Annotated in this window: 15 protein-coding genes; all 15 read right to left on the bottom strand. The window is 33.3% G+C overall.

All coding sequences use genetic code 11. From position 1 onward, the window contains the following. Positions 1-108 precede the first annotated feature (108 nt). Positions 109-276, bottom strand: coding sequence for a DUF362 domain-containing protein (locus tag BN2667_RS09150; RefSeq protein WP_075967864.1), 168 nt, complete (start codon positions 274-276; stop codon positions 109-111). A gap of 87 nt (positions 277-363) precedes the next feature. Further along, positions 364-1,197, bottom strand: coding sequence for a PSP1 domain-containing protein (locus BN2667_RS03340; RefSeq protein WP_054251905.1), 834 nt, complete (start codon positions 1,195-1,197; stop codon positions 364-366). Continuing rightward, positions 1,194-2,174 (bottom strand): DNA polymerase III subunit, encoded by a 981-nt coding sequence (locus tag BN2667_RS03335; protein WP_054251904.1) that lies wholly within the window; start codon positions 2,172-2,174, stop codon positions 1,194-1,196. The genes BN2667_RS03340 and BN2667_RS03335 overlap by 4 nt, the downstream gene beginning before the upstream one ends. Further along, positions 2,174-2,458 (bottom strand): cyclic-di-AMP receptor, encoded by a 285-nt coding sequence (locus BN2667_RS03330; RefSeq protein ID WP_054251903.1) that lies wholly within the window; start codon positions 2,456-2,458, stop codon positions 2,174-2,176. Before BN2667_RS03330 ends, BN2667_RS03335 begins: the two co-directional genes overlap by 1 nt. Positions 2,459-2,467: 9 nt before the next feature. After that, positions 2,468-2,797, bottom strand: coding sequence for a cyclic-di-AMP receptor (locus BN2667_RS03325; RefSeq protein ID WP_054251902.1), 330 nt, complete (start codon positions 2,795-2,797; stop codon positions 2,468-2,470). Then, entirely contained in the window at positions 2,794-3,420 is a 627-nt protein-coding gene (gene tmk, locus BN2667_RS03320; RefSeq protein WP_054251901.1) for a dTMP kinase, read from the bottom strand. Before tmk ends, BN2667_RS03325 begins: the two co-directional genes overlap by 4 nt. Next, positions 3,417-4,829 (bottom strand): aminotransferase class I/II-fold pyridoxal phosphate-dependent enzyme, encoded by a 1,413-nt coding sequence (locus tag BN2667_RS03315; RefSeq protein WP_054251900.1) that lies wholly within the window; start codon positions 4,827-4,829, stop codon positions 3,417-3,419. Before BN2667_RS03315 ends, tmk begins: the two co-directional genes overlap by 4 nt. A gap of 116 nt (positions 4,830-4,945) precedes the next feature. Continuing rightward, complete coding sequence (locus BN2667_RS03310; protein ID WP_054251899.1) at positions 4,946-5,494, bottom strand: rubrerythrin family protein; 549 nt, start codon at positions 5,492-5,494, stop codon at positions 4,946-4,948. A 126-nt stretch (positions 5,495-5,620) separates the two neighbouring features. Beyond that, positions 5,621-6,688 (bottom strand): peptide chain release factor 1, encoded by a 1,068-nt coding sequence (gene prfA, locus BN2667_RS03305; RefSeq protein WP_054251898.1) that lies wholly within the window; start codon positions 6,686-6,688, stop codon positions 5,621-5,623. Positions 6,689-6,699: 11 nt separating this feature from the next. Next, positions 6,700-7,530 (bottom strand): peptide chain release factor N(5)-glutamine methyltransferase, encoded by an 831-nt coding sequence (gene prmC, locus BN2667_RS03300; RefSeq protein WP_054251897.1) that lies wholly within the window; start codon positions 7,528-7,530, stop codon positions 6,700-6,702. Continuing rightward, on the bottom strand, positions 7,524-8,417 hold the full coding sequence (locus BN2667_RS03295; protein ID WP_054251896.1) for a DUF1385 domain-containing protein: 894 nt from the start codon (positions 8,415-8,417) through the stop codon (positions 7,524-7,526). Before BN2667_RS03295 ends, prmC begins: the two co-directional genes overlap by 7 nt. Before the next feature lie 66 nt (positions 8,418-8,483). Then, on the bottom strand, positions 8,484-8,684 hold the full coding sequence (gene rpmE / locus BN2667_RS03290) for a 50S ribosomal protein L31 (protein WP_054251895.1): 201 nt from the start codon (positions 8,682-8,684) through the stop codon (positions 8,484-8,486). Between the two features lie 130 nt (positions 8,685-8,814). Next, positions 8,815-10,122 (bottom strand): replication-associated recombination protein A, encoded by a 1,308-nt coding sequence (locus BN2667_RS03285; protein WP_054251894.1) that lies wholly within the window; start codon positions 10,120-10,122, stop codon positions 8,815-8,817. Between the two features lie 3 nt (positions 10,123-10,125). Then, positions 10,126-10,581, bottom strand: coding sequence for a transcriptional regulator NrdR (gene nrdR / locus BN2667_RS03280; RefSeq protein WP_054251893.1), 456 nt, complete (start codon positions 10,579-10,581; stop codon positions 10,126-10,128). 82 nt (positions 10,582-10,663) lie between these two features. After that, on the bottom strand, positions 10,664-11,740 hold the full coding sequence (gene ftsZ / locus BN2667_RS03275; protein WP_054251892.1) for a cell division protein FtsZ: 1,077 nt from the start codon (positions 11,738-11,740) through the stop codon (positions 10,664-10,666). Positions 11,741-11,834: the final 94 nt, after the last annotated feature.

Below are 11,834 nucleotides of genomic sequence, written 5' to 3'. Positions count from 1 at the left end.
TTACAATAGTGATTTTTGTATGTAAAGTGTTTTTAATTTTTTAGCAAAGTTCCCCAACAAAAAAATCAGCCTAAAAATTTAAGCTGATCTTTTATAAGTACTTTTTAATTATTCTGCTTGTGGTGCTCCTACTGCGCAAACATCTGCACACATTCCACAATCGATACAAGTATCTGGATCAATTACATAAATGTCTCCTGCTGAAATAGCTTCAGTTGGGCATTCAGGTTTGCAATCTCCACATGCTGTACAGTTATCATGAATTACATATGCCATAATTAACATACCTCCTATTATTTTTGTTGATTACATTATACAACAGAGTCTAAAATTTTTCAAGTAAAATCTGTGTAATTAACTGGTTTAGAATTGATTGTTGTTATCAATTTCGTCGTCAGTAATTAGGTCATCTAGATGAATGTTTTCTATATTAATTTCGTCATCTTCAACAAATTTTACCTTTATCATTTCTTGAAGTGGGGAAACTTGGGCCACAGTTCCTGGTCCAAATTTTGTATTAACAACAGTTCCAATTTTTGGCATTTTCTTTAGGGCGTATTCATAGGCTTCTTGTTCATAAGCAAGACAACACATTAGCCTGCCACAAATACCTGAAATCTTACTTGGATTTAGGGAAAAACTTTGATCTTTGGCCATTTTAATTGTCACTGGATTAAAGTCGCAAAGAAAAGTTGAGCAGCATGATTCTCTACCACAGTAGCCCATAGTTCCAATTATTTTCGCCTCGTCTCTAACACCAATTTGTCTAAGTTCTATTCTAGTTTTAAAAATAGCTGCCAAATCTTTTACAAGTTCTCTAAAGTCTACTCTGTCGTCAGAGGTGAAGTAAAATAAAAGCTTGTTGTTATCAAAAGTATATTCTGCAGATGATAGTTTCATATCTATTTTATGTTCTTCTATTTTTTCCCTACAAATTTTCTCAGCTTCTTTGGCCTTTTTTAAATTTTCCCAATGAGTTTGATTATCTTCTTCACTGGCTATTCTAATTACATCTTTAAGAGGACTTTCAAGTTTTAGAATATCTGCATCTAGAATTTCTGTAACACATGAGCCGTACTCAATTCCCCTGGATGTTTCAACTATTACCTTGTTTCCTCTTTTTATATCTAAACCGTTAGGTGAAAAGTAATAAACTTTTCCGGCACATTTAAACCTAACACCTATTGCCTTATTCACTGACATTCCTCCAATATATCAATAAAAAATAAGTCTAAAGCCAAGTCCTTATTTACATTAAATTTTAATATTGACTTTAGCTTTATAATTTTTTCTTTTACATAGTTTATAAATTCATAATCTAAATTACTTTGGCCTACAAGTTTCTTTTCTAAGTCTGAGTTATATAAATAAAACCTATCCTTAGTTTCCTTATAAATTAAAAGGTCTCTTAACCAAGAAAGATACATATCTAAGACAAGGTCTATATTGTCTTGGTCTTTAAAACTTTTTATCTCACTAAGAACAAAGTCTTTTTCCCCCATTAGGGCCCTGTGAAATATTTCTAAGTTTTTTAGTCTTTTTTCATTAAAGTCTGGGTCTTTGGCCATTTTTATTGCCAACCCAATTGAGCCGTTTGAATACTTGGCATAAAAGTTTGCTTCTTTGTCAGTAATGTTATAGTTATCAACTAAGTATTCTATTATTTTTGAACTTTCTATAGGAGCAAAGTAATAACTTTTTACCCTAGATAAAACTGTCTCTAAAATATTTTTATTGTTTTCAGAAAGTAAAATAATTATTCCATAGTCAGGACCTTCTTCAAGGGTTTTTAAAAAGGCATTTTGAGCTTCAGTTGTAGCCTTATCAAAGCTTTCTATTAGGGCAATTTTGTACTTGCTATCAAAGGGTCTTATAGACAAAAATTCAATAAGGTCTTGAATTTGTTCTTTTTTTATTACATCTCCTATAGGCTCTACAAATAAAAAGTCTGGGTTTGAATCAGAGTCAAATTGCTTACATTGCGGACAGATGCCACAAGGCTTGTCGACTTCATCCTCACACAAAATTGACTTAGAAAAAACTTTTGCTGTATATTTTTTCCCTATGCCAGCTGGGCCTTCAAATAAAAGGGCATGGTTGATCCTATCAGCTAAAACCATGTCCTCTAAGCTCTTTAATATACTTTCGTTTCCTATAATTTTTTCAAATCTCATTATAAAACTATATTTTTTTCTACATCAACTATAAATAAGTGGGCTCCAGATACCTTTAGTTCTTCGTCATTTTCTTTGATGACTTCTGATTTTACTGAATTTTTTATAATCATTTTTGCTTTTTCTAGTTCGCTCTCTTCTACTCCTATTAAGAATGTAGAGTTGCCACTTTTTAAAAATCCACCTGTTGAAGATAGTTTGGTTATTTTTATATTTTCATCTAAAAAGTTTCTAATTAGTGTGTTTACAAATTTATCTTGAATAATTGCTATTATTAATTTCATCTTTCACCTCTAATAAACAACGTGTTCATCTACGTCTAAAATAAATATATTAGCTCCACCAACAGTAACTTCTAATGGGTATGGCATATAGCCGTCACCTTGAATAGAAAGGTTCATTAGTGTTGATGTAACTTCTCTTCTCTTACAATTTCTATTAATAATTTCTATACACTTATTAATTCGTTCTTCTTCATCAATACCTATAAGCAAGGTGGTATTTCCACTTTTTAAAAATCCACCTGTTGATGCAAGTTTTGTAACCCTATAATCAGCTTCCATTAAGTCATCTAAAAGTATAGCTGAGTCTTCGTCTTGGACTATTGCAACAATTAGTTTCATAAATTTAAATCCTCCTTAATAATTTCTAAGCAACTTTTAAAAACTTCTTCTACTGGCTTAGATGCATCTACTTTTTTAACCTTATTTGGATATTTTTTTATTGCTTCCTTGTAGCCTTCATAAACATTTTTATGAAAGTCATCTCCTGCTATTTCTAGCCTGTCCCCTTCTTTTTGGGCAAATTTTCTTTCTAAGCCTAGGTTATAATCTAGGTCAAAAAATATAATCCTATCTGGATAAAAGCCGTTTGTAGCAAAGATATTTATATCCATAACCTCATCAATGCCTAGCTTTCTAGAAAATCCTTGGTAGGCCAGGGAAGAAAAAATATATCTGTCGGAAATTACAAACTGACCAGATTCAACTAAGGGAAGAATTTTTTCCTCGACGTGTTGGGCTCTTGAGGCAGCATATAATAATGCTTCTGTCCTATTTCCCATTTCCATATTGGCTGTTGAAAGTAAAATTTCCCTTATATCTTCTCCTATTTTTGTTCCACCAGGTTCTCTAGTTAAAACAATTTGAAATTTATATTTTTCTTCTAATTCTCTTTGTAAAAGCTTTGCTATTGTCGACTTTCCAGACCCGTCAGGTCCTTCTAATGCTAAAAAATAACCTTTCAATCTTCTACCACCAATATTTGTTTTTTATCTTCAGATAAGTTTACTATATTAATGTTATTTTCTAATAAGAACATTAAATAATCGTAAAGTTCCTTTGTTATTAGCTCTCCAGTTGCAAGTAGTGGAACTCCTGGTGGATAAGGAATAACTGATGTAGCTACTACTTTACCAATAGAATCCTTTAAGTCTACTAGTTTTTTCTTAGAAAAATATGCTTGAGCTGGACTCATGGCTATAGTTGGCCTTGGCATATCTATTGAAAGTTTTTCTAAGGCTTTTCTCTTCTCTCTTTTGGCAATATCTTTTACTGCCTCATATAATTTTTCAAAGTCTTCTTTGGTGTTCATTACAGTTGACATAGCTAGAGTTGAATAGTAGTCATTCATTTCCATTCTAATGTTGTAGTCCCTGTAAAGAATATCCATAAGCTCAGTTCCCTTGTAACCTCTAAGGCCAATTAAAATTCTAGATATATCTAAATCAAATATTGTCTCATCATCTGGGTCTTTTTGTAAAACACTTACCCCATCAATTGCTTCTAGTCTCTTTCTTAGGTCGACTATATAGTCATACATGTCGTCTAGTCTATTTCTTCCTTCTACTTCCATATAGGCTGTAGCCATTTCATTGGAAACAGTGAAGAGATAGGATGGACTTGTTGTTGTATAAAGTTGAAACCTGTCTCTAACTGTGTTTATGTCAATTCTATCTGAACAAATGTGTAGCATTGATGTTTGAGTTATACTTGGTAGAGTTTTGTGGGTTGAGTGAATTACAAGGTCAGCTCCAGAGTCTATAGCTGACTTAGGATATCTTTCAGAAAACTTTATATGAGGTCCGTGGGCTTCATCAACTATTAAAATTTTTTCCCTGTCGTGAACAATTTTTGCTATAGCTTCTATGTCTGAACAAATTCCATAATAGTTTGGGCTAGTTAAACATACAGCCTTTATATCAGGGTCTTTATCTAAGGCGTCCTTTATATCTTCAGGTCTGACACCAGTTGTGGATTCATATAAGTTGTTAAAGTTGGGATAAACATAAACAGGTCTTAGGTCATTTAGAATCATACTATTATAAATTGATTTGTGACAATTTCTTTGAACTAAAATCTTGTCTCCTCTTTGGCAAACAACAGATAAGGCTATATAGTTGGATCCAGTTGAACCATTAGGTACATAAAAGGTCTTCTTTGCTCCAAAAACTTTTGCAGCTTCGTCTTGAGATTCTTTTATTATTCCATTTGGGTCAAGGAGATTGTCCATACCTCTTGTTTCTGTTGTATCCATCATTGGCATTAGCTTTTTCCAATCTATATTAGTAGTCCTGCCCTTGTGGCCTGGAAAGTGAAAAGATATGCTATCTTCTTCAACTAGTTTTTTTAATGCATCCATTACAGGTGTCTTCATTAAGTTTATTACCTCCAATAACAATATTATTGCCCTTATTATACCATAAAAATATATTTATAAGTATTTTATGGCATAAAAAAAGTTGGATCCAAGTCCAACTTCTTTTCTTATGATTAATATTCAATAAAAACTGCCTTTTTTGCTCCGCATATTGGACATGTTTCTTCTGCAGGATCAAATCCAATATAGCCGCATACTGGGCATAAGTAAATTTTTTCAACATCAAGGTCTTTTCCAGCATCTACTGCATCTTTTGCTGTTTGGAATCTTTCAGCGTGAACTTTTTCTGCTTCGATTGCAAATCTAAAAGCCTTAATTGCTTCTTTTTCTTCTTGAAGTTCTGCAACAGCTATAAAGGCAGGATACATTTCTTCAGCTTCGTGTAATTCTCCGTTAATAGCACCTTGTAGGTTGTCTGATGTAGAAGAAAGTCCAAAGCCTGCTCCTGATGTTACAGCAAAGTCTCCAGCACAGTCTTTTAAAACTTTAAAGTGAAGAGTTGCATGTACTTGTTCAGCATCAGAAGTTGCGTTGAAAAGTCTTGCAACATTTTCAAAACCTTCTTTTTTTGCTGTTGTTGCCCAGATTCTGTATCTCATATGAGCTTGAGATTCTCCACCAAAGGCTGATCTTAAGTTATCTTGTGTCATTGCTCTTACCATTGTAATAAATCCTCCTATTATATTAATTCTTCTATATTATACAAGATGTATTTTAAAAAGTCAAATATTAGAATCATTCTATTTTTAACTTTTCCACCTTGTTTTAAGATCTTAGTGAGCTTTATCTTAAGCCATCATTTCCATTTTTTGAGTTTGATCAAAGGCTGTTAGTTCGTCTATCATTTCGTCAAGGTCACCATCTAAGAAGTTGTCAATTTGGTGGATGGTCTTATTAATTCTGTGGTCTGTAATTCTGCCTTGAGGATAGTTGTAAGTTCTAATTCTTTCTGACCTATCACCTGTTCCAACTTGAGATCTCTTTTCGTCTGAAAGCTCTTTTGCTTGTTCAGCTTGCATTTGTTCGTAAAGTTTTGCCTTTAAAATCTTCATGGCCTTGTCTTTGTTTTTAAGCTGAGACTTTTCATCTTGGCAGGATATAACTATACCTGTTGGAATATGAGTTAGTCTTACAGCTGAGTCTGTTGTATTAACTGATTGGCCACCATTTCCAGATGATCTAAATACATCTACCCTAACGTCTTGTGGGTTAATTTCTATTTCAACTTCTTCTGCTTCAGGAAGAACTGCTACTGTAACAGTTGAGGTATGAATTCTTCCTGATGATTCTGTTTCAGGAACCCTTTGGACCCTGTGAACTCCAGACTCGTATTTTAGTTTTGAATAGGCTCCATGGCCATTTACCATAAAGATTACTTCCTTGTAGCCACCTATGCCAATTTCATTGGTGTTCATAAGATCTACCTTCCACCTGTGACTTTCAGCATACATGGTATACATCCTAAATAATACTCCAGCAAAAAGAGCAGCTTCATCTCCACCTGCTCCAGCTCGAATTTCAATTATAACGTTTTTATCGTCATTTTCATCCTTAGGTACTAGGAGAATTTTTATCTCTTCTTCTACTTCTTCAATGGATTTTTCTAGGTTTCTAACTTCTTCGTTGACCATTTCACGCATTTCTGGATCTAATTTATCATCAAACATTAGCTTGGTCTCTTCTAGGTTTTCAGTTAGGTTCTTGTACTCTCTATATTTTTCTACAATATCTTTTAGGTCAGCGTGTTCCTTGGCTGTTTCTTGAAGCTTTCTTGAGTCAGCAAGTACTTCTGGATCAATCATAGATTTTTCTAACTCAACAAACCTATCTTCAAATACTTGTAAATTTTCGTACATTTATATCCTCCTTAACTAGCCCAAATAACTCTAATAATTCCCTGTAAATCTTTTTTATATCCAATGGTTGAAAAATTATTGGCTAGTAAAATATTTTTCACGTCTTTATATTGACCTGCTCCTAGTTCAAAAACTAAGTAAGCAGATTCTTTTAAATAGTCTTTTGCAAACTTTATAATATCCCTATAAAAGTCTAAACCATCTTCCCCACCATCTAGGGCATTAAGGGGTTCATTTTTTACCTCTCTTTGTAAGTCCTCTAAATCTGATCTTTTTATATAAGGTGGGTTTGAAATTATTATATCATAATGGCCAGAAATATTTTCATACAAATTTGATTTAAAAAATTTGACTTTGGAGTTTTTGTATCTTTCTAAATTAATATTACAAACTTCTAAGGCCTCATCTGAAATGTCAACTCCATTAATCTTAGCTTCTGGTATTTCTAGGCCCATTGTTATAGATATAGCTCCAGATCCTGCTCCAATTTCTAAAATTTCAGGACTTTCAATTGTCTTAGCAAGGTCTAAAACTTGTTCAACTAAGTTTTCTGTGTCCCATCTTGGAATTAAAACCCTTTGGTCTACATAAAAGTCTCTGCCATAAAAATTTGCAGTCTTAAGTAAATAAGCTAGAGGCTGGCCTGCTTGTCTTTTTATAATAATATTTGTAAAGTCCTCAGATATTTTTTCTTCCAGTTCATAATCTGGATTAATTAATATAAAACTTAGGTCCTTATTTAGCAAAAAAGAAAGTATAAATCTACTTTCCTTTATTGGGTCTGTGTATAAAGAATCTTTTAGTTTGTCTTTTCCAAATTCAATAGCTTCTCTTATTACCATGAGTCATCTTCTCCATCTTTTGGCAGAACAAGTTTAAGGGCTGCAATGGCAACTTCAATTTGGCTATCGTCTGGCTCCTTTACTGTCGCAAGTTTTTGGATCATTAAACCTGGATAGGCCAAGGCTGAGCACAGTTTGTTGTCATATTTTCCTATTAGTTTGTTGACTTCATAGGATATTCCTGCAACTATTGGCAAGGCAATAATTCTAGAAACTATTCTCATAACTAAATTTGGCCAACCAAAAAATGACAAGACTATTATAGAAATAAACATAACCATAAACAAAAAAGACGTTCCACATCTCTTGTGCATAATAGGAAACTTTCTTATATTTTCCACAGTTAAATCAAGGCCATTTTCATAGCAGTGAATAGACTTGTGCTCGGCTCCATGGTATTCAAAAACTCTCTTTATGTCTTCAAGTTTTGAGACATAAATTAGATAAATAAAAAATATTGTAAGCCTAAGAATCCCTTCTATAATATTTAAAGCTAAGGGACTATCTGTATATCTCATAAAAAAGCTAGTTATTAAATTTGGTAAAAGCATAAATAAAGCCATGGCCATTAAAAATGATGAAGCTATAATTCCAAAGGTTTGAAGGCCTGTAAGCTCACTAGACTTTCCGTCCTCTTCTTCATCTTCCCAAAATGATGCTGAATACATTAGGGCAGAAACTCCTGTTACCATAGCTTCTCCTAAGGCAACAACTCCCCTTATAAAAGGAAGGCCTAAAATTTTACTTTTTTTAATTATGCTCTTAGTCTGGTCAACCTTGGTTACTATTTCATTGTCAGGTTTTCTAACTGCAATAGCAACTTGAGATGGTCCTCTCATCATAATGCCTTCAATTAAAGCTTGACCGCCTATACTTGTTTTTTTCATTTTCCACCTGTAAATTAAAAATTTTCATAAAAATAAGGTTAGTATAAAATACCAACCCTTATTTTCTTAGTTTCTTTTGTACTTTTTGTTAAATTTCTCTACTCTACCGCCAGCTTCACTAGTTTTTTGTTTGCCAGTAAAGAAAGGATGACATTCTGAGCAAACTTCTACTCTAAGTTCTGGTTTTGTAGATCCTGTCTTAAAAGTATTTCCACAAGCACAAATAACTGTTGCTTCTTGGTACTTTGGATGTATATCTTTTTTCATTATTATCACCTCTGATTCACTTAATAACTCATTTAATAATTTTATCATAAACTCTAAAAATCTTCAAATATTTTTAAAGTCATAAACGTAACTACTACATTATACAACGTTAGCGGTGTACTGTCTAGGATTATTTTAATTTTTTTAGGTTTCTAAGTCTATTTACAATATCTTTTTCAAAGCCTAGGTCTTTGGCCTCATAGAATTTCAAATCTTTTTCTAAATATTTTTGCGAAACATAGGCGCCTTCATAGGCATGAGGATATTTATATTTTTCTTGGGCCTTGTCCTTGTTAACATGAATGTTTTTTAAATGCTCTGGAACTTCTAAGGACTTATTAGACTCAACATAGGCCATGGCCCTGTTTATCGCCTCATAAGCAGAGTTAGACTTAGGAGCAGTTGCTAAATAAACTGTAGCTTCAGCTAGGGGAATTCTCCCTTCAGGCATGCCAATAAAATTAACTGCATCAAAACAGGCTGTTGCAATTGTCAATGCCTTAGGGTCTGCAAGTCCAATGTCCTCTGCCGCAGAAATAATAAGTCTCCTTGCAATAAATTTTGGGTCTTCACCTGAAGATAACATTAGAGCTAAGTAATAGATTGCAGCATCTGGATCTGAACCTCTTATAGATTTTATAAAGGCTGAAATTATATTGTAGTGCTGATCTCCATCTTTGTCGTAGCGAAGATTTACATTTTGGATGCAGTTAGAAATTACATCAATGTCTATGTGAATATTTCCCTCTTCATCTGCAGGCGTTGTAATTACAGCAAGTTCTAAGGTATTCAAAAGATTTCTTCCATCTCCCTCTACATGGCTAAGGAGATAGTTTCTAGCTCCTGGCTCAAAAATAATTTTTTTATTTCCATATCCCTTGTCCTTGTCTCCTAAAACCCTATCTATTAGTTTGTCTAAGTCTTCTTTTTCAAGGGCTTTAAATTCTATTATCCTAGACCTAGAAAGCAAGGCCTTGTTTACTTCAAAAATTGGATTTTCTGTTGTGGCTCCAATTAAAATTATTATTCCCTTTTCTACAAAGGGTAAGAGCACATCTTGTTGGGCCTTATTAAACCTGTGAATTTCATCTACAAATAAAATTGTCTTCTTCTGATAAAGTTTTAAGTCTGATTCAGCTACAGATATTATAGATTTTATGTCTTTAACTCCTGCTGAAACTGCAGACAGCTTCACAAAATTATCTGAGGTTGTGTTGGCTATAATAGAAGCAAGAGTTGTCTTTCCTGTTCCTGGTGGACCATAAAAAATCATTGAAGTAATTCTGTCAGCTGAAATAAGTCTATTTAATAACTTACCCTGACCAACAATGTGCCCTTGACCTACAAATTCATCTAGGGTTTTTGGTCTAAATTTTTCTGCAAGAGGCTCTAGATTTTTTCTATTCATTTGATAAGATAAATCAAATAAATCATTCATTGATTAAGCCTCTTCCTTAATTGACTGTAACTCTTTCATAAAGGTGTCTATATCTTTAAACTCTCTATAAACAGAAGCAAAGCGTACATAAGCTACTTGGTCAATTTTTTTAAGTTCTTCCATAACCAAGTTTCCTATATCCATAGAGCTAATTTCTTTGTCCATAGAGTTATAAATAGTTTTTTCTATGTTGTCAACTGATTTTTCCAAAGTATCTAATGATACTGGTCTTTTTTCACAAGCCCTTATCAAGCCATTTAAAATCTTATCTCTGTCGTAGCTTTGTCTAGTTCCATCTTTTTTTACAATTATAATTGGAACCTTTTCAATTTTTTCATAGGTTGTAAATCTCTTTTTACATTTTAAACACTCACGTCTGCGTCTAATAGTTGAATTTTCATCTGTTGGACGAGAGTCTATAACCTTGGAGTCAATATATCCACAAAAAGGACATTTCATCTTTATCCTCCTTTATTTTGATAAAAAAACGCATTATTCCAACTAAAGTATGAAATAATGCGCATTAATTTTTAAAACTATACTATTTTAACCAATCTGGTATGTGTAATACTGTAGGATCATCTATTTCTTCTTTAGATTTTGATTCTCCATCTTTTGTATTTCCCTTTAAATCTTTAATGCTAGCTAGACCTTCTTGACTATCAGTTTCTGAAAATCCTGTAGCAATTACTGTAATCTTAATTTGTTCTCCCATTGACTTGTCAATGCCTGCACCAAAGATAATATTTGCATCATCTGATACAGCAGATCTAATTAATTCAGCTGCTTCGTTAATTTCAAAGATTCCAAGGTCGTCGCCACCTGTAATATTAATTAAAACAGATCTTGCTCCTTCTATAGAAGTTTCTAGTAGAGGAGATTTTACAGCTGCCCTTGCTGCTTCTTGGGCCCTATCGTCTCCTTCAGCAAAACCTATACCCATGTGAGCAATTCCCTTGTTTTCCATAATAGACTTAACGTCAGCAAAGTCTAGGTTAATTAGTGATGGGATAGAAATTAAATCTGAAATACCAGTTATACCTTGAAGTAATACTTCGTCAGCCATTTCAAAAGATTCTTTTACAGAAGTCTTCTTATCAGCTATTTGAAGTAGTCTATCGTTAGGTATAGTTACTAGGGTATCAACTTTTTCTAGTAGGGCTTCTACACCCTTGTCAGCTTGTCTTTGTCTTCTTGATCCTTCAAAAGAAAATGGTTTTGTAACAACACCAACAGTAAGTATACCTAGCTCTTTAGCAATATCTGCTACAACTGGAGCTGCTCCTGTACCTGTTCCGCCACCCATACCGGCTGCAATAAATACCATATCTGAACCTTCTAATGAGTTTCTAATGTCGTCACGGCTTTCTTCTGCAGAAGTTTCTCCTACTGATGGATTTCCACCAGCTCCGAGCCCTCTAGTAATTTTTTCTCCAATTTGAAGTTTTGTGTTAGCTAAAGAAGCTTTCAATGCTTGTCTATCAGTGTTAGCAGCGATGAAATCTACACCTTTAACTCCACTTTCAATCATTCTGTTAACAGCATTATTACCACCGCCGCCAACTCCTATAACTTTAATTTTTGCAAATCCATCGTTGTCAACTTCGAATTCCAACATTGTCTCCTCCTTTATATAAATCAAATATATTTTTATATATGATAGTCCTCTTTATATTGTAATGTTTTATAATAAATTAGTCAACAAAAATACA

The organism is Neofamilia massiliensis (assembly GCF_001299475.1).
In the GTDB taxonomy this organism is placed as follows: domain Bacteria; phylum Bacillota; class Clostridia; order Tissierellales; family Peptoniphilaceae; genus Neofamilia; species Neofamilia massiliensis.
Note: the sequence above shows the minus strand (reverse complement) of the source record. Positions and strands in the feature narration are given on the sequence as shown.

Coding starts and splice junctions, on each gene's coding strand:
- BN2667_RS03335 (WP_054251904.1), bottom strand. CDS start 2,174: ATGAGATTTGAAAAAATTATAGGAAACGAAAGTATATTAAAGAGCTTA.
- BN2667_RS03310 (WP_054251899.1), bottom strand. CDS start 5,494: ATGGTAAGAGCAATGACACAAGATAACTTAAGATCAGCCTTTGGTGGA.
- BN2667_RS03330 (WP_054251903.1), bottom strand. CDS start 2,458: ATGAAATTAATAATAGCAATTATTCAAGATAAATTTGTAAACACACTA.
- BN2667_RS03315 (WP_054251900.1), bottom strand. CDS start 4,829: ATGAAGACACCTGTAATGGATGCATTAAAAAAACTAGTTGAAGAAGAT.
- BN2667_RS09150 (WP_075967864.1), bottom strand. CDS start 276: ATGGCATATGTAATTCATGATAACTGTACAGCATGTGGAGATTGCAAA.
- ftsZ (WP_054251892.1), bottom strand. CDS start 11,740: ATGTTGGAATTCGAAGTTGACAACGATGGATTTGCAAAAATTAAAGTT.
- rpmE (WP_054251895.1), bottom strand. CDS start 8,684: ATGAAAAAAGATATACATCCAAAGTACCAAGAAGCAACAGTTATTTGT.
- BN2667_RS03325 (WP_054251902.1), bottom strand. CDS start 2,797: ATGAAACTAATTGTTGCAATAGTCCAAGACGAAGACTCAGCTATACTT.
- prmC (WP_054251897.1), bottom strand. CDS start 7,530: ATGGTAATAAGAGAAGCTATTGAATTTGGAAAAGACAAACTAAAAGAT.
- nrdR (WP_054251893.1), bottom strand. CDS start 10,581: ATGAAATGTCCTTTTTGTGGATATATTGACTCCAAGGTTATAGACTCT.
- prfA (WP_054251898.1), bottom strand. CDS start 6,688: ATGTACGAAAATTTACAAGTATTTGAAGATAGGTTTGTTGAGTTAGAA.
- BN2667_RS03285 (WP_054251894.1), bottom strand. CDS start 10,122: ATGAATGATTTATTTGATTTATCTTATCAAATGAATAGAAAAAATCTA.
- BN2667_RS03295 (WP_054251896.1), bottom strand. CDS start 8,417: ATGAAAAAAACAAGTATAGGCGGTCAAGCTTTAATTGAAGGCATTATG.